The following is an 18078-nucleotide window of genomic DNA, read 5'->3' as shown; positions in this document are numbered from 1 at the left end:
GGTGAAGTGCTTGAGGCGATTTATACGTCTCGGCCGGATCGAGCGTCCAATACTTTTAGGCGGCTTTTTCAATACCTGACAGGTATTGAAATTCGGGGATATTCGTGGGATATCGCCGTTTACCATACCCGTCATGACAGGCAATACGGCCTGAAAGCCATGCTGGATCGAGGGGAGCGACCACCCGGGATGCGGGCGGCCGGAGACGGGAGTGGCATCGGTCGCCGTGCCCGCGGCGACGCAAAAAAGCGGCCTCGGCGGGCGCTGTCAGGGTTTTCCTGATGCCTCATCCGGGGCGCTCGTGGGCAAGTTTCTCGATAGGTGCGGTTGGCGACCGGCTTCGTGGTCGCCTGCTCCGACCGGTTGCCGGCTCAAGACTATGTGGCGGAGGCAGGATTCCCCGTAGCCGTGTTTGCACATCGGGTCGGGCACGTGAAGGACTCCGCGTCAGGGCAGTCCGCCTCACGCGCAGGCTGGTCGGCTTCTATGCGAAGGCAACCACGAGTTCCATTCCGTCGATGTCCCGCTAGCCGCACCGGCGCGCTGCCAGGAATGCGGCGTCCGAGCCGATCGCAACCCGTTGCGATCGGCTCGCCAAACGCCCTGGCAGACTATGCGTCACGAAGTGCCGTCGCTGGGCGGATATCCGCCCAGCCTGCCCTCCACCCCATACCCGTCATCGGGCGCCGGCAACCGCCCGAGCACCCGTTCGACTTCCAGCGCGACCGCGATGAGTTCGCGATCGGTGCCGGCCGCTCCATCCAGTGCGAGGCCGACCGGTAGCCCAGCCGCCGTCAGGCCGGCCGGGAGGGTCATGCCCGGGATACCGGCATTGCTGCCCGGCTCGGTATTCCGGATGTAGGTCGAGAACACCGAAGCGGGTGCGCCGTTGAGGATCATCGCGTCGCCCGCCGGGATCGGGCACGCGGTGGCGATCGTGGTCGGAAACACGAGCGCATCGGCCCCGCTGTCGGCGAGGCATTGCCGGTACGCGGCACGCGACCGCGTACGCCGGTCGAGCGCGGTGCGGTACGCCGCTTCGCCGATACCGTCGGGGCCGGTGATATGGCGGGCGATCTTCGCGACGTCCGGGCTCCCCACGTTCGCGACGATGTCGTCGACCGACAGGTCGTAGCCGTTCTCGACCAGGTACGCGTGCATCGACGAACGGAATTCAACCATCGCGATGACGGCCGGCTCGTCGTCGAAGAACCCCGGATAGTCGTTCAGGTCGATATCGACGCACTCGAATCCCGCCTGCGCCAGCTTTGCCACCGCGGCATTCGCCACCATTTCGACATCTTGAGCAAGGCCGCGCCAGAACGTCGTGCGCGGGACCGCCAGGCGCACCGGGCGCGTCGTGCTGCGCATCGGCATCGCCGTCGGCACACCGGTGCCGGTGCCGGTGCCGGTGCCGGTGCCGGTGCCCGACAGGATCGCGTCGAGCAGCGCGATGTCCTCGACCGACCGCGCGATCGGCCCGACGGTGTCGCGCGTGCGCGAAATCGGCGCCACGCCGCCCGACGGATAGCGCCCCACGGTCGGCCGGAGGCCGACGGCGCCGCACAGCGCCGCCGGAATCCGGACCGAACCGCCGGTGTCCGTCCCGAGCGCGGCGGGCACCACGCCCGCGCCGACCAGCGCGCCCGAGCCGCTGCTGCTGCCGCCCGGAATCCGGTTGAAGTCGTACGGGTTGCGTACCGCGCCCGTCACGCGGTTGTTGCCCGACACGCCGAACGCCAGCTCGTGCAGGTTGGCCTTGCCCGCGATCAGCGCCCCTTGTGCGAGCAGCCGCGCGACGACCGGCGCATGCTGCGGCGGCACGCGGTTGTGCAGCGCCAGCGTGCCGTTACCGGTCGGCAGGCAGGCGGTGTCGATGTTGTCCTTGATCGCGATCGGCAGGCCCAGCAGCGCGTGCGGGGTGGCCGACGTCGCAAGATCGCGGTCGCAACGGGCCGCTTCGGCGAGCAGCCGCGCATCGTCGACGCACGTAAAGCCGTTCAGGTAGCGCCAGCGTGCGTGCCGCTCGATCAATGCGTACGCGTAGTCGACACAGGAAAACTCCCGGCGCAGGAGCGCGTGCCGGGCTTCGGTGAGCGTCAGGGTTCCCAGGGTGGGCATCGTCGTCGTTCCTCGTGACAGGGGATCGTCACAAGGTAGGACGCGCCGATTTTGACGCCCATCATCACAATGGATGACCCCGGTCGGCGACCGGAGGTCGAGCAGCCGGTCACGCCAGCGCGGCCGCCAGGCTCGCGCGGTTGGCGACGCCCTTCTTCGCCATCACGCGCCGCAGATGCGTGCGCACCGTCGGCACCCCGATACCGAGCGTGCGCGCAACGTCCTTGTCGGTATAGCCGGCGGCGACGAGCCGCGCGACGTCGCTCTCGCGCTCGGTCAGCCCCGCGCACGCATGGCGCCGTCGCAGCAGCGCGCGCCGGAAAAACGGCTCGATGCCGTTCAGCAGCAGCTTGTCGCGCCCGGTGAAATCGGGCCGCCCCTTCGCCCGCCAGATGCGCAGGTCGCCCACATGGGTCGCGCCGTCGAACGCATAGACGTTGATGCCGTGGTGCATGCCGTCGCGGCACAGGAAATCGTTGTAGAACTCGGTCTGCTCGAGCTCGCGCCGGTTCACCACGTCGTCGACGCAGGTCGCCACGCGGCGCGCGCGCAGTTGCGACGTGACCGGATCGACATGCTGGAACCACGCTTCGTACCGGGCGATTTGCAATGGGTCGACGTTGTACGAGAACCCGTTGCGCCACAGGCCCGTTTGTTCGTCGCAATCGAACGACGCGGCGAAATCGGCGCGCAGCAGTTGCGTGATCGCGGGCAGCACGACCGTCCTCACGTCGACGACCGGCCCCAGCTCTTCCAGGCGGGCGACGATGTCGCCGAACAGCCGGAGTTCCTCCGGTGTGATATCGGACGCGGAAAGGTTCATGACGGACGGTTCCTCGGCAAGCCGGTGGAGAACACCTGCATCGAGCGCTTCGACGGGGTTGTCGCGGCGAACGCCTGAACGAGCACGGGTTCGTCACGATGCGCCATGTTACCCGGCTGATCGACGCATCGTGTATCTCGTATCGAATACGACAGCGAGAGGGTTCATGGTCGGCCCGGCCCGCCAACACCTGGGCGGTTTGCCCCGGCGCACGACGCAAGGCACCCGTTTCCCCGAGGAGAATAACGGCCGGCCCACTGCGGCACGGCAGGCCACTGCATCATTGCGCACGCGTGACGATCCGCTCAGCGGCCGGCACCCGCCACCGACGCCTGCCATTGCGCGGCCACGCCGGCGAAATCCCTGACCTTGAACGCGGAGCCGTCCTGGACGTGGACCCAGCCGATCGTACGCTCGGCGAGTGGCTTGTCGTGGTCGTCCGTCGCGATCTTGACGATGGCATGCGCACGCACATGCACGAGACCGTCCGGATAGTCGGACGACGGGTTCGCCAGCGTCACCGTCACGAACGGCCCGAGATCCTGCAGCAGTTGGGCGGCCGGCGGATTGTCGGCCATCAGCAACGAACCGCCCTTCACGCGGTCGTCCACGCGAATCGCGGTGCCGCCGGGCCGCCGCTGCGCGGCGGTCGGCTGCGACATCCACAGCACGTGATCCGGGTTGAGATAGACCACATCGGGGTCGCCCATCGCGTCGCGGGTTTCAATCCGGGGTATCGGCATGCAGCGTCTCCAGTCGAATATCGGGCACCGAATGCCGGTGCGTCGGCAGCATGATGATGCCGCAATATGTCGGCTTGCCGCGTGTCTTGCGGGGAATGGTGCGACCACCGTTGGCCGGATCGCCGCGCGCTGCGCACGTTACTGCTTAGCCGGTGCGCCGGTGCGCCGGTGCCGTCGAGCGGGAGTTGACGTCGCTTCGCGCCAACCCGATCAGCGGCCGGGCAACTCTGCCGCACCGCCTACCCTCGCCACGTCGCGCCCGCGAGCTTCGCCACCAGTTCGTCGTACACGACCCGGATCCGCCGGGGCATCGGCCCGCGTCGCGGCCGATAGACGTGCAGCTTCCACGGCTCGGGCTCGAGGCCGGGCAGCAGCCGCACGAGGCGGCCCTTGTCGATGTACGGCCGGACGAGATACTCCGAGCACTGTCCCAGCCCCACGCCCGCACACACGGCTTCGATCTCCACCTCGGTATCGTCCGTCAGGTAGGCCGGCGACGACGGGACGAACTGGTGCTCCCCCCGAAACATCCACGGCCACGCGCGTCCGCTCGCGCGATCGATCAGGCACGTGACCGGCATCGATTCGAGTTCCTTGCGGTTTTTGGGCTCGCCCAGCCGCCGGATTAGCGACGGCGCGCCGACGATCCACATCGGCAACGGCCCGACCATGCGCGCGACGAAGCGGTTGTCGCCGATCGCCCCGACCCGCACGCCGATGTCGATCTGTTCGTCGACCACCGGCGAAGGCACGTCCGACAGTCGCAGGTCGGGCACGAGCCCCGGGTACCGCTGCATGAGATCGCTCAGGATCGGCTGGACGTAATGACGCCCCATGCCCGACGGCGCCGTGATCCGGACGACGCCCACCGGCTCATCGGCCTGGCCCGCCGCAGGCTCGAACAGCCCATCGACCGCAGCCAGCGCCGTCTGCGCATCGCGCGCGAACGCCTGCCCGAATGCGGTGATCCGGATGCTTCGGGTCGTCCGGTGAAACAGCGTTTCGCCGAGCATTTCCTCCAGGTCGCGCACTGCACGCGTCACGACCTGCGGCGACACGCCAAGGCGCGCTGCCGCCTCGCGGAACGTGGGGGCCGCGGCGGCCGCGGAAAAGATCTTCAGGATGTCGAGTCGGTTGAGCATGGAGAGCCCTCCTGGCACGCGCATGCGGCAGCGCTTTTCATTCCCGGAACGGGAATTCTGAATGCGCCATTGTTCCATTTTTTTACGACGAGCGAGCGACCACAATGCACATCAAGCGTGCATCGCAACCGATTCAACTCAGCCACATGCGCCGCTTTCATTCACCTCTTTGGAGCATCTCGTCATGAACGCAAACACGAAACCGGCCCAACTCGACGGCCGCATCGCACTCGTAACCGGCGCCAGTTCCGGCATTGGCCGCGCGTCCGCGATCGAACTCGCGCGACGCGGCGCAAAGGTCGTCGTCTCCGCCCGGCGCAAGGCCGAGCTCGATCGACTGGTCGACGAAATCGTGACCGCCGGTGGCGAAGCCAAAGCCTTCGTCGCGGACGTCGCGAACGAAGACGACCTGCGCAAGCTGTTCGATTTCGCAGTAGAGACCTACGGACGCCTCGACATCGCGTTCAACAATGCCGGCACGGAAGGCGTGTTCGCGCCGCTGCTCGAACAGGATGCCGAGCGGTTCGACAGGGTGTTCGAACCGAACGTGCGCGGCGTGTTCAACTCGATGAAGTACGCCGCTGAAATCATGCTGCGGCAGGGTTCGGGCAGCATCATCAACAACGCGTCGATGGGCGGGCTGATCGGCTTCGAGAATGCGTCGGTCTATATCGCGAGCAAGCACGCGGTGATCGGGATGACGAAGACCGCTTCGATCGAATGGTTCAAACGTGGCGTGCGCGTGAACGCGCTGTGCCCGGGACTGATCGAGACGCCGTTCCATCACCGCGGCATCTGGCCGTCGGAAGATGCGCAACAGGCATTCGCCGCGTCGACGCCGGCAGGACGCTGGGGCTCCGCCGAGGAGATGGCGACGATCGTCGCGTTCCTCGCATCGGATGACTCCAGCTACGTGTCAGGGCATGCGCTCGTAGCCGACGGCGGTTACTCGGTGGCGTGACATGCGCGGCGCGACGGCAGGCCGTGGCAGCGCCCGCCGCACGCCGGAATCCGGCGCAGGCGCTACGCCACCGCCTGCCTCGCATGCAGCCGCAACGCAAGCCACGCGATCCCGACCGCCACCGCGCCGACCACGCCGCCGAACGTGCCGACCCACGGCAGTCCGAAGTCGCTGGCGATATGGTTGCCGATCAGCGCACCGGCGCCGATGCCGACGTTGTACAGCCCGGAGAAAATCGACACCGCCAGGTCGGTTCCCTCCGGCGCCAGCTTCAGCACCCATGCCTGCATGGCCAGCCCGAAGCAGACGATCGCGCCGCCCCAGACCAGCGTATGCACGGACAGCGTGACGATGTTCAGCGCGCACGGGAACAGGATCAGCAGGCATCCCGCCAGCGCGACGATCGACCCGAGCAGGAAGTCGTCAGGACGGTGCGGATAGACGCGGTTGAAGCAGATCGCGGCCGGTATGCCGGCAACGCCGAACAGGATCAGCACGTACGTGATCCGGCTGCTGCTCGCGTGATTGACGCTCTGGACGAAAGGCTCGATGTACGTGTACGACGTGAAGTGCGCAGTCACGACGAGCACGGTGATCGCATACAAGGCCACCAGCGCGGGCTTGCGCAGGAACACGCCGATACTGCTGAGCGACCCGGCGCCCTGGCTCGGCGATACCGGCAACGTCGCGCGCAGCAGCAGCAACGCGACACCCGCCGCGCCGGCGATGATCAGGAACGTGACGCGCCAGCCGAACGTCTCGCCGACCACGCGCCCGAGTGGAATGCCGGCCACCATCGCGATCGCCGTGCCCATCGCCAGCAGGCTGAGCGCGCGGCTTTTCCGGTCGCTCGGCGCGAGCCGCACGGCCAGCGGCACGGAAATCGACCAGAACACCGCGTGCGCGCACGCGATGCCCAGCCGGCCGACCATCAGCACCGCGAAATTCCACGCGACGCCGGTCACCACGTGACTGCCGATGAACACCAGCAACGCTCCCGTCAGCAGCTTGCGGCGCTCGACATGGCGCGTGGCCAGCGTCAGCGGCAGCGACACGACGGCCACGGCCCACGCGTAGATCGTCAGCATCAGGCCAACGTCGGTCGGCCGCATGTGCAGGCTGTCGCCGATCGCGCTGAGCAGCGCGACGGGCACGAATTCGGTGGTATTGAAGATGAAGGCGGTGAGTGCCAGGGTCAGGACACCCCACCACGAGTGCTTGGAACTGACGGCGTCCGGTGTGGCCATGCCTGGAATCGACGAGACGAGGGTTGGGGGCGCGCGGCGCGGAGAACCCGGCCCGGCGATCGCCGCGATTGTACCAGCGGCACATGACACGGCGTGGCGCGGGATGGCCGCGCGGGGGCGTCGGTTGGCCGCGGGACATGGTCATGACATGGCCGTGCGCCGATAATGTGCCCACACGCTTCTCACGACCCGTTCGCTCGCCCCCTGTCGAGCCAGGAGATTCACATGCGCATTGAAACGTCCTTTCTGTTCGATCTCGACGGCACGCTCGTCGACAGCGTCTACCAGCACGTGCTCGCGTGGAAAGAGGCGCTCGATGCCGAAGGCATCGAACTGTCGGTGTGGCGCATCCACCGCAAGATCGGCATGAGCGGCGGCCTGTTCCTGAATCAGCTGCTGCGCGAGACGTCGGGCGATCTCGACGCCGAGCGCGTCGAGCGGCTCGCCCGGCTCCATGCGGCCGCGTACCAGCGGCTGCGCGCGCAGGTCCGGCCGCTGCCGGGCGCGCGTGAGCTGCTGGCGGCGCTGTCGTCGGCGGGCATTCGCTGGGCGATCGCGACCAGCGGACGAATGGAAACGGCCGCCATCAACCTCGAGGCGCTCGGCGTCGATCCGGCGAAGAATGTGGTGGTCACGCGCGACCAGGTCAAGTATGCAAAACCGGACCCGGACCTGTTCCTGACGGCGGCCGCACAACTGAACGTGCCGATCGAACACACGGTCGTGGTCGGCGACAGCATCTGGGACATGCTCGCCGCCGCCCGCTGCCGCTCGCTCGGCGTCGGGCTGCTGTCGGGCGGATACGGCAGCGACGAACTCGAACGCGCGGGCGCGCTGCGCGTGTATGACGATCCGGCCGATTTGCTGTGGCATCTCGACGAGATTGCGGCGCGGCCCTGAAACGCCTGTTTTGCCGACGGCACCTGCGCCCGGTCGCCGTCGGTTTCGTCAGGCCCTGACCGTTCGGCCAGGCCACGCCGACACGCGGCCACCCGGCGGCTCAATCGTCATCGATACGCTTGTCGACCATATAGCGGCCACGCTCGACGCCCGCGAGCAGCGCTTCGTTCTCGGTCATCCAGTCGGGGCCATCGGCCGCCGGCACGACCAGCTCGATGCGCTCGCCGCCGACATACACCTGCACCTCGTCGCGCCACGCGCCGCTGTCGTTGCGCCGCGCCCACACGCGTATCTCGTGCCCGCGATACGGGTCGCGAACCTGTGCTTCCTGTTGATTTTGCACGGCGGCCTCCTTTACCTATCTGCGATGACGCTGCAAAAAATGCGCGCCGCATGATTGCCGCGCGCCCCGTCGGCCCGATGCGCATACGCCGTGCCCGGTGCCGACCGGCCGGCACGCGGCTTGCGCACCGATCGCACGTCGAACCGCTGCCGGCACGCACCGCGCGGCCGTGAAGCGGTTCGTCACCCTGCAACCGGACGACGATCCGCGCGTCGACACCCTCCCGGTTTCGCGCCCGCGAACCGGCTCGCGGATCGGTCGTCCCGACCCTTCGTCAAGGAGCCTCGTGTGAATCCAACGACCGATCTGCTCTCCTATCTCGTGACGAACCAGCTGGCCGTGCGCATGCGCTCCGGCGCATGGCCCACGACCGATCAGGTCGTCGATGCGCAGCGCGCCTGGCTCGCGTGCCATCACGCCGAATGCGGATGGCTTGCGCGGGTCAGGATCGCGGACGCGTCCGCGACGATCGCGCAAGGGATCTACGACATCGCCGTCGCGAACCGCGATCCCGACAGTGGCCAACACGGACGGCTCGACGCCGATTCGCCGGAGTTGCACGCGCTGCGCGAACGCTGCGATGCGCTGTTGCAGCGCATCGACGACGACCGGGACATCGGCCCGCGATAATCGCGCGCCCCTTGATCGTGTAAAAACGACAGTCCCTTGTCATCGGCATCCCGTGCGGGCCCCGCCGAACGGGACACCACCCGGCAGGCACGGGCGTTGCGGCGAACCGGCGTCACCGACCGCCGCCCCTACGCCCCGTGCCATGGACTCCACGCCGATCTTCGCTCCGCATATCCAGTTCTGCGACGCCCGCCTCGTCGGGCCGCTCGACGCATGGCCGCAGACGTTCGCCCAGGTCGCCGGCATGGGCTTCGATCACGTGCTGGTCGGCGCGTTCTGGGCCGCGAGCGTCGCCGGCTTTCCGCGCCACGTGGCCGATTTCCACCGGCCGGCCCAATCGTTCGCGACACGCGCGAGCGCGCTCGAAACCTTCTCGCGGCTCGCGCAGCTCGCGCAGGGCCACGGGCTGCGCCTGCTGCTCGAAGTCGTACCGGATCGCGTCGCGCGCGAGAATCCGCTGCGTGCCGAGCATCCGGACTGGTACGTCGAGCGCACGCACGACGACGCGCTGATCGATCCGCGCGGCACCGCGCACGCGCAGGATGTCGCCCACGCGAACCCCGGCGACGACGCGGCGCGCGACGCGCTGTCCGCGTGGTGGTGCAAGCACCTCGCCGCGTTCGCCGATGCGGGCGCGGCCGGCTTCCTGATCGACGCGCCGCATCATCTGCCGGCCGACTGGTGGCCTGGCTGGCGCGCGGCGCTGCGCCGTGCGCGCCCGGACGTCGCGGTGCTCGCCAACGTGCCCGGCCATGCGCGCGATGCGCTCGCGCAGCTCGAAGGCACCGGGTTCGACGCCGTGTTTTCATCGGTGCGCTGGTGGGACCTGCGCGCCCCGTGGTTCGTCGACGAACACCGGCTGCTGCGGCGCATCGGCTCGCCAATCGCGTTTCCCGACGCGTTCGACGGCACGCGCCTCGCCGACGACTGGCCCGACGCGCCGGACGACACCGTCGCCCGCGCGTATCGCCGTGCACTCTGGACGGCCGCGGCCGTCGGCACCGGCTGGCTCGTGCCGATGGGCTTCGAGCGTGGCGTCACGGTGCCGCTGATGGCGCGCGACGCCGATGCGGCGCGCTATCGCGCCGCGTTCGAGCGCGCGCGCTTCGACCTGTCGGGCGCGATCGCCGATGCGAACGCGTGGCGCCGCGCCACGCCCGTCGCGGCCGCGCGCGGCGAAATCGTGCAGTTGAGCGCGCCTGGCGCAGCGGCGACCGCGCTGCTGCGCGGCACCGGGCCGTCGCTCGAACACGACGAAGCGGCCCTGCTGATTGCGTTGAATCCCGATCTCGACGCAGCGGTGACGGTCGACCCCGCGACGATCCTGCCCGGCGTGCCGGGCGGATTCACGCGCGTCGCCACGCCCGACGCTGCGCAAACCCACCCGCCAGCCGCGCTCGAACCATTCACGCTCGAGCCCGGTGCCTACGCGCTGCTACATGCATGGCAGGCGCCGCCCGTCACGACCCGCGGCGACGCCGCCCACGAGCGCGCTGCGCTGTCCGCGGCGCTCGCGGCCGAACGGATCGCGATCGAACGCGTCGAGCCGTCGGTCGATGGCGGCCGCTTCGCGGTCAAGCGCGTGATCGGCGAGACGCTCGTCGTCCACGCGTCGATCTTCACCGACGGGCACGCGCATCTCGCGGCGGCGCTGCAATGGCGCGCTGCCGGCGACGACGACTGGCGCGAAATCCCGTTCGAAGCCGAACCGAACGACGGCTGGCACGCGCGCGTCGCGCTCGACCGGCTCGGCCGCCATGAGTTTCGCGTGCTCGCGTGGCGCGACGACTGGGCGTCGCTCGTCCACGATGTCGCGAAGAAACACGCGGCCGGCCAGGACGTGACGCTCGAACTGCGCGAAGCGCAGCTGCTGCTCGCGACCGCGCTCAAGCTCGCCGATCCGCTCGATGCGCGCGCGCTCACGCAGATGAAACAACTGGTCGCCGAATTCAAGGACGCGCCGGCCGACGCGCGGCTCGCGCAGCTCGGCGCGGCGCCGCTTGCCGATGCGTTCGCGGCGCTGCGCTATCGCCCGTTCGTCACGCACGACGAAACGACCTTCCCGGTCGACGTCGAGCGTCGCGCGGCGCGCTTCTCCAGCTGGTACGAGATGTTTCCGCGCTCGGCCAGCGACGATCCACACCGGCACGGCACGTTCGACGATGTGATCGCGCACCTGCCGCGCATCCGCGACATGGGTTTCGACGTGCTGTATTTCCCGCCGATCCACCCGATCGGGACGACCGCGCGCAAGGGGCGCAACAACAGCCTGAAGGCCGGCCCTGACGACGTCGGCAGCCCGTACGCGATCGGCTCGCCGGACGGCGGCCACACGGCCGTGCATCCGCAGCTCGGCACGCTCGATGCGTTTCGCGCGCTAGTCGATGCCGCGCGCGGCCACGGGCTCGAGATCGCGCTTGATTTCGCGATCCAGTGCTCGCCCGACCATCCGTGGCTCGCCGCGCATCCGGGCTGGTTCGCGTGGCGGCCGGACGGCTCGCTGCGCTTCGCGGAAAATCCGCCGAAGCGCTACCAGGACATCGTGAACCCCGATTTCTACGCGCCGGACGCGCTGCCCGACCTGTGGCTCGCGTTGCGCGATGCCGTGCTGTTCTGGGTCGACGCCGGCGTGCGGATCTTCCGCGTCGACAATCCGCACACGAAGCCGCTGCCGTTCTGGGCGTGGATGATCGACAACGTGCGCGGCCGGCATCCGGATGTCGTGTTCCTGTCCGAAGCGTTCACGCGGCCGGGGATGATGGTTCGCCTCGCGAAGGTCGGCTTCTCGCAGTCGTACACGTACTTCACGTGGCGCGAATCGAAGCGCGAATTCATCGACTACCTGACCGAGCTGACGACCGGCCCCGCACGCGAATTCTTCCGGCCGAACTTCTTCGTCAACACGCCCGACATCAACCCGCGCCACCTGCAGAACGCGCCGCGCACGCAGTTCGTGATCCGCGCGGCGCTCGCGGCGACGCTGGCCGGCTCATGGGGCCTGTATTCGGGCTTCGAGCTCGGCGAATCGGCGCCGCTGCCCGACAGCGAGGAATACGCGAACGCGGAGAAGTACGAGCTGCGTGCACGCGACTGGAGCAAGGCCGCGCATATCGGCGCCGAGGTCGCGCGGCTGAACCGCGCGCGCCGCGCCCATCCGGCGCTGCAGACGCATCTCGGCCTCACGTTCGCCGATGCGGACAACGACACGGTGCTCGTGTTCGTGAAGGCGACGCCGGCGTTCGACAGCGTGGTCGTCGTCGCGATCAGCACCGACCCGTGGCATCCGCAGGTCGCGAACTTCACGCTCGATGCGTCGCTGTGGCGCGGCTTCGGGCTTGTCGACGGCGAACCGCTCGACGCGCTCGAACAGGACGCCACGCATGCGGAAACCTGGCGCGGGCATCGCCAGTACGTGTCGCTCGATCCGCATGTGCGCCCGTATGCAATCTGGCGGGTCACGCCGTCTCCAGGCGCCGCGCGGGCGGCGGCGCGCGAACCGGGCGATGCCCGGTCACCTTCGGGAGGGCACGGATGATGAAACGCGAAGATTCCCTCGACGACGTACGCCGCGCGCAATTCCCGTCGCTCGCGCCGGGCGGCACACCACGCCGGCGCCGTGCACGCCGCCGCGCGCCGGCGCTCTGCGCGGACGATCCGCTGTGGTACAAGGACGCGATCATCTACCAGGTGCACGTGAAGTCGTTCTACGACTCGAACAACGACGGCATCGGCGATTTCCCCGGCCTGATCGCGAAACTCGACTACATCGCCGAACTCGGCGTCGACACGATCTGGCTGCTGCCGTTCTACCCGTCACCGCGCCGCGACGACGGCTACGACATCGCCGATTACCGCGACGTGCATCCCGACTACGGCACGCTGGCCGACGTGCGGCGCTTCATCCGCGAAGCGCATGCGCGCGGCATCCGCGTGATCACCGAGCTGGTGATCAACCACACGTCGGACCAGCATCCGTGGTTCCAGCGCGCGCGCCGCGCGAAACCGGGTTCGACGCACCGCGACTATTACGTGTGGTCCGACACCGACACGAAATACGCGGGCACGCGGATCATCTTCCTCGATACGGAAACGTCGAACTGGGCGCACGACCCGGTCGCCGGCCAGTACTACTGGCACCGCTTCTATTCGCACCAGCCGGACCTGAACTTCGACAACCCGGCCGTCGTGCGCGAGGTGATGCAGGTGATGCGCTTCTGGCTCGATCTCGGCATCGACGGGCTGCGGCTCGACGCGGTGCCGTATCTCGTCGCGCGCGAGGGCACCAACAACGAGAACCTGCCCGAGACGCACGCGATCCTGAAGCGGATCCGCGCGACGATCGACGCCGAGTACCCGAACCGGATGCTGCTCGCGGAGGCGAACCAGTGGCCGGAAGACGTGCAGGAATATTTCGGCGACGAGGACGAATGCCACATGGCGTTCCACTTCCCGCTGATGCCGCGCATCTACATGTCGATCGCGAGCGAGGATCGCTTCCCGATCGTCGACATCATGCGGCAGACACCGGAACTCGCACCGAGCAACCAGTGGGCCGTGTTCCTGCGCAACCACGACGAGCTGACGCTCGAGATGGTCACCGACTCCGAGCGCGATCTGTTGTGGCAGACCTATGCGAGCGACCGGCGCGCGCGGCTGAACCTCGGCATCCGGCGCCGGCTCGCGCCGCTGATGGAACGCGACCGGCGCCGCATCGAGCTGATCAACTCGCTGCTGCTGTCGATGCCGGGCACGCCGGTGATCTACTACGGCGACGAACTCGGGATGGGCGACAACATCCACCTCGGCGACCGCGACGGCGTGCGCACGCCGATGCAGTGGTCGTCGGATCGCAACGGCGGCTTCTCGCGCGCCGACCCGGAACTGCTCGTGCTGCCGCCGGTGATGGGTTCGCTGTACGGCTATGACGCGGTCAACGTCGAGGCGCAGACACGCGACCCGCATTCGCTGCTGAACTGGACGCGCCGCATCCTGTCGACGCGCCGCGCGTCGCAGGCGTTCGGACGCGGCACGATCCGCTTCCTGCGCCCGGAGAACCGCAAGGTGCTCGCGTACCTGCGCGAGCTGGACGGCGACGATCCGGTGCTGTGCGTCGCGAACCTGTCGCGCGCGTCGCAGGCCGTCGAGCTCGACCTGTCCGAATTCGCGGGCCGCGTGCCGATCGAGATGACGTCGGATTCGCCGTTTCCGCCGATCGGCCAGCTCCCGTATCTCCTCACCTTCCCGCCGTACGGATTCCTGTGGTTCGTGCTCGCCGAGCATGGCCGCGAGCCGTCGTGGCGGCAGCCCCATGCGGAGCCGCTGCCCGAATACGTGACGCTCGTGATGCGGCGCGGCGATGCGCGGCCGGACATCGAACAGCTGCACGTGCTCGCGCACGATGCGTTGCCGTCGTGGCTCGCGCGGCGGCGCTGGTTCGCGTCGAAGGACCGTGCGATCGGCGCGGCCCGGCTGAACGTCGTCACGCCGGTGCCGGGCGAACCGTTCCAGTATGCGGAGGCGTGGGTCGAATCCGATGAGCCAGGCGACGTCGAACGCTACGTCGTGCCGCTCGCGGCCGCGTGGGGCGGTGAAACCTCGCAGCCGCTGTTCGCGCAGCTCGCGCTGGCGCGTGTGCGGCGCGGCCATTCGGTCGGCTACCTGACCGACGCGTTCGCGCTGCCGGCGTTCGCACACGGGATGCTGCGCAAGCTGCGCGACGGCGCGACGGTGCCGACCTCCGATGACGGCCGGCTCGCGTTCCTGCCGGAAGACGCGCTCGCCGCGCTCGATCCCGGCGACAACGCCGACGTGCGCTGGCTCGCGGCCGAGCAGAGCAACAGCTCGCTCGTGATCGGCGACGCGATCGTGCTGAAACTGGTGCGCAAGGTCGCGCACGGCGTGCATCCGGAAGCGGAAATGAGCCGCTACCTGACGCGGATCGGCTACCCGAACACCGCGACGCTCGCCGGTGAAGTCGTGCACGTCGATCCGGACGGCACGCCGCATACGGTCGCGATCCTGCAGCGCTACGCCGACAACCAGGGCGATGCGTGGACGCGCTCGTTCGATTTCCTGCGCCGCGCAGTGGACGAGCTCGCGCTGCCGGCCGCGGACGAAGAAGAGCCCGACGATACGGACGAGGAACCCGACGCGCTGCTCGGCTATGCGGCGTTCGCGGGGATCATCGGCACGCGGCTCGGCCAGTTGCACGTCGCGCTCGCGCAGCCGTCCGACGATCCGGCGTTCGCGCCGGAGCACGCGACGCCCGAACACGTCGACGGCTGGTGCGCGGACGCGATCGCATCGTTCGAACACGCGCTCGACGTGCTGCACACGCGGCTCGATGCGCTCGATCCCGCGACGCGCGCGGCGGCCGACACGCTGCTCGCGTCGCGCGATGCGGCCGTGCGCGCGCTCGGCGAGCTCGTGCCGCGCACGCTCGATGCGCAATGCATCCGGATCCACGGCGATTTCCATCTGGGCCAGGTGCTCGACGTGCAGGGCGACGCGCTACTGATCGACTTCGAAGGCGAGCCGGCACGCCCGCTCGAGCGGCGCCGCGCGAAATCGCATCCGCTGCGCGACGTGGCCGGCCTGCTGCGGTCACTGTCGTATGTGAGCGCAATCGCGCAATTCGCGATCGAGAAGGCGCCACCGCAGGCGGCCGGCCGCAAGCGCGCGCTGTTCGACCGCTTCGGGCAGGCCGCCGCCGACCGCTTCGTCGACTGCTATCGCGCGGCCGCCGAACTCGCCCCCGCGCGTTTCGTCGACCCGCGCTACGCCTATCGCCTGCTCGCGCTGTTCCTGATCGACAAGGCGTCGTACGAGCTGTGCTACGAAGCCGCGAACCGGCCCGACTGGCTAAGCGTGCCGGTCGGCGGGCTCGCGGCGCTGGTCGAACGGCTGCTCGATGGCGGCGCCGCCTCCGACGACGGAGACACGCCATGACCGACACGCTGTTCGAACGATCCGATATCGATGCGCTGCTCGCCGGCCGCCATCCCGATCCGTTCGCGTGCCTCGGCCCGCATGGACAGACGGGCCAGGTCGTCGTGCGCGCGGTGCTGCCCGGCGCGAAAAGCGTGCATGCGCTGTCGCCGGAAGGCGCCGAACTCGGCACGCTCGCGTGCGTCGATCGCGCCGGCTGCTTCGCGGGGACGATCCCGCGCAACGGCGGCGCCCCTCACTACCTGCTCGCGATCGACTGGCCCGACGCGCGGCAGGTGATCGACGACGCGTATGCGTTCGGCACGCTGCTCGACGACGCGGTGCTCGCGCGCTTCTCGGCCGGCGACCCGGCCGCCGTGCTCGACTGTCTCGGCGCGACGCCCGCGCGCATCGACGACACCGACGGCGTGCGCTTCGCGGTCTGGGCACCGAATGCGCAGCGCGTGTCGGTGGTCGGCGATTTCAACGGATGGGACGGCCGTCGGCACCCGATGCGGCTGCGCCGGCCGTCGGGCGTGTGGGAGCTGTTCGTACCGGGCATCGGCGCAGGCGAGTGCTACAAGTACGAGCTGCGCGCGGCCGACGGGCGCGTGTTGCCGCACAAGTCCGATCCGTGCGCACGGGCAACCGAAGCGCCGCCACGCACGGCATCCGTGGTCGCCGATGTCGCGGCGCTCGACGCGTTCGCGTGGCACGACGAAGGCTGGATGCACGCGCGGCCGCGCGCCGACCGCTACCGCGTGCCGTGGTCGATCTACGAGGTGCATGCGGAATCTTGGCAGCGCGTGCCCGAGGAGATGAACCGCAGCGCGACGTGGGACGAACTCGCCGAGCGGCTGATTCCGTACGTGCAGGGAATGGGCTTCACGCACGTCGAGTTCATGCCGATCGCCGAGTATCCGTTCGGCGGGTCGTGGGGCTACCAGCCGGTCGCGCAGTTCGCGCCGTCCGCGCGCTTCGGGCCGGTCGACGGCTTCGCCCGCTTCGTCGACCGCGCGCATGCGGCCGGCATCGGCGTGCTCGTCGACTGGGTGCCCGCGCACTTCCCCGACGATCCGCATGGCCTCGCGCAGTTCGACGGCACCGCGCTGTACGAGCACGCCGACCCGCGCGAAGGGCTGCATCCCGACTGGCACACCTGCGTGTTCAACGTCGGACGCACGGAAGTCGGCGCGTTCCTCGCCGCGTCGGCGCTCGCGTGGGCGCGCCGGTATCACGTCGACGGCATCCGCGTCGACGCGGTCGCATCGATGCTGTACCGCGACTATTCGCGCGCGGAAGGCGAATGGGTGCCGAACGTGCACGGCGGCCGCGAGAACCTCGAGTCGGTCGCGTTCCTGCGCATGCTGAACGACACGCTGCACGGTGCGGCCGCGCCGGCCGGCGTCGTCACCGTCGCGGAGGAATCGACCGCGTGGCCGGGCGTCACCGCACCGACCGGCGACGGCGGGCTCGGCTTCGACTTCAAGTGGAACATGGGCTGGATGCACGACACGCTCGCGTACGTGCGCGAAGACCCGGTGCATCGCCGCTATCACCACGACCGGATGACGTTCGGGCTCGTGTACGCGTTCTCCGAGCGCTTCGTGCTGCCGCTGTCGCACGACGAGGTCGTGCACGGCAAGGGCTCGCTCGTCGCGAAGATGCCGGGCGACGCGTGGCAACGGCTCGCGACGCTGCGCGCGTACTTCGGCTTCATGTGGGCGCACCCCGGCAAGAAGCTGCTGTTCATGGGCAGCGAATTCGCGCAATGGGCCGAGTTCGCGCACGACGCGACACCGCACTGGGACCTGCTCGACGCGCCCGCGCATCGCGGCGTGCAGCGGCTCGTACGCGACCTGAACCGCACGTATGCGGCCGAACCGGCGCTGCACGCGCTCGACTGTCACGCGGCGGGCTTCTCCTGGCTGATCGGCGACGATCGCGACAACAGCGTGTTCGCGTTCGCGCGCCGCGACGAGGCCGGGCACCTCGTGGTCGCCATCTGCAACTTCACGCCGGTGCCACGCGCAAGCTACCGCGTCGGCCTGCCCGCGCCCGGGCAGTGGCGCGAGCTGATGAACACCGATGCCGCGCCGTACGGCGGCACCAACGCCGGCAACGACGGCGCCGTGTGGGCCGAGGCCGTGCCCGCGCACGGCGAAGCGTGGTCAGCGCTGCTGCGCCTGCCGCCGCTCGCGACGCTGTGGCTGCGCCCCGCCTGAATTCCCGCGCCCTCGA

12 protein-coding genes are annotated in these 18078 nt (G+C 69.1%); 6 read left to right on the top strand and 6 right to left on the bottom strand.

Annotation, left to right across the window (positions count from 1 at the left end):
• Positions 1-618: 618 nt before the first annotated feature.
• From iaaH to BCEP18194_RS02555, 4 genes are all read right to left on the bottom strand, one after another.
• Positions 619-2121, bottom strand: a complete 1503-nt coding sequence (gene iaaH / locus BCEP18194_RS02570; protein WP_011349732.1) for an indoleacetamide hydrolase — start codon at positions 2119-2121, stop codon at positions 619-621.
• A 109-nt stretch (positions 2122-2230) separates the two neighbouring features.
• A complete protein-coding gene (locus BCEP18194_RS02565; protein WP_011349731.1) occupies positions 2231-2944 on the bottom strand; it encodes a helix-turn-helix transcriptional regulator in 714 nt (237 codons plus the stop codon).
• A 305-nt stretch (positions 2945-3249) separates the two neighbouring features.
• Positions 3250-3687 (bottom strand): hypothetical protein, encoded by a 438-nt coding sequence (locus tag BCEP18194_RS02560; protein WP_011349730.1) that lies wholly within the window; start codon positions 3685-3687, stop codon positions 3250-3252.
• Between the two features lie 239 nt (positions 3688-3926).
• A complete protein-coding gene (locus BCEP18194_RS02555; protein WP_011349729.1) occupies positions 3927-4829 on the bottom strand; it encodes a LysR family transcriptional regulator in 903 nt (300 codons plus the stop codon).
• 184 nt (positions 4830-5013) lie between these two features.
• On the opposite strand from BCEP18194_RS02555, the gene BCEP18194_RS02550 reads away from it, so the two are divergent.
• Positions 5014-5790, top strand: coding sequence for an SDR family NAD(P)-dependent oxidoreductase (locus BCEP18194_RS02550; protein WP_011349728.1), 777 nt, complete (start codon positions 5014-5016; stop codon positions 5788-5790).
• 62 nt (positions 5791-5852) lie between these two features.
• Here the strand turns inward: BCEP18194_RS02550 and BCEP18194_RS02545 are convergent, their stop codons facing one another.
• Entirely contained in the window at positions 5853-7037 is a 1185-nt protein-coding gene (locus tag BCEP18194_RS02545; protein WP_011349727.1) for a sugar transporter, read from the bottom strand.
• A gap of 225 nt (positions 7038-7262) precedes the next feature.
• Between BCEP18194_RS02545 and BCEP18194_RS02540 the strand changes: the two genes are divergently transcribed.
• Positions 7263-7937, top strand: a complete 675-nt coding sequence (locus tag BCEP18194_RS02540; RefSeq protein ID WP_011349726.1) for an HAD family hydrolase — start codon at positions 7263-7265, stop codon at positions 7935-7937.
• A 100-nt stretch (positions 7938-8037) separates the two neighbouring features.
• Here the strand turns inward: BCEP18194_RS02540 and BCEP18194_RS02535 are convergent, their stop codons facing one another.
• Positions 8038-8280 (bottom strand): DUF6566 family protein, encoded by a 243-nt coding sequence (locus BCEP18194_RS02535; protein WP_011349725.1) that lies wholly within the window; start codon positions 8278-8280, stop codon positions 8038-8040.
• A 345-nt stretch (positions 8281-8625) separates the two neighbouring features.
• Between BCEP18194_RS02535 and BCEP18194_RS02530 the strand changes: the two genes are divergently transcribed.
• From BCEP18194_RS02530 to glgB, 4 genes are all read left to right on the top strand, one after another.
• On the top strand, positions 8626-8910 hold the full coding sequence (locus BCEP18194_RS02530) for a hypothetical protein (protein WP_050781563.1): 285 nt from the start codon (positions 8626-8628) through the stop codon (positions 8908-8910).
• A gap of 142 nt (positions 8911-9052) precedes the next feature.
• The gene (locus tag BCEP18194_RS02525; protein ID WP_011349723.1) at positions 9053-12445 is read left to right on the top strand and encodes a maltotransferase domain-containing protein; all 3393 of its coding nucleotides are present in this window, start codon (positions 9053-9055) and stop codon (positions 12443-12445) included.
• Positions 12445-15858: a maltose alpha-D-glucosyltransferase gene (gene treS / locus BCEP18194_RS02520; protein WP_041492590.1), complete on the top strand. Its 3414-nt coding sequence runs from the start codon at positions 12445-12447 to the stop codon at positions 15856-15858. Before BCEP18194_RS02525 ends, treS begins: the two co-directional genes overlap by 1 nt.
• Positions 15855-18062, top strand: a complete 2208-nt coding sequence (glgB, locus tag BCEP18194_RS02515) for a 1,4-alpha-glucan branching protein GlgB (protein WP_011349721.1) — start codon at positions 15855-15857, stop codon at positions 18060-18062. The genes treS and glgB overlap by 4 nt, the downstream gene beginning before the upstream one ends.
• The last annotated feature ends 16 nt before the right edge of the window (positions 18063-18078 follow it).

Origin of the sequence: Burkholderia lata, assembly GCF_000012945.1 — a bacterium.
GTDB classification, from domain to species: domain Bacteria; phylum Pseudomonadota; class Gammaproteobacteria; order Burkholderiales; family Burkholderiaceae; genus Burkholderia; species Burkholderia lata.
This window is presented reverse-complemented; position numbering and strand designations above follow the sequence as displayed.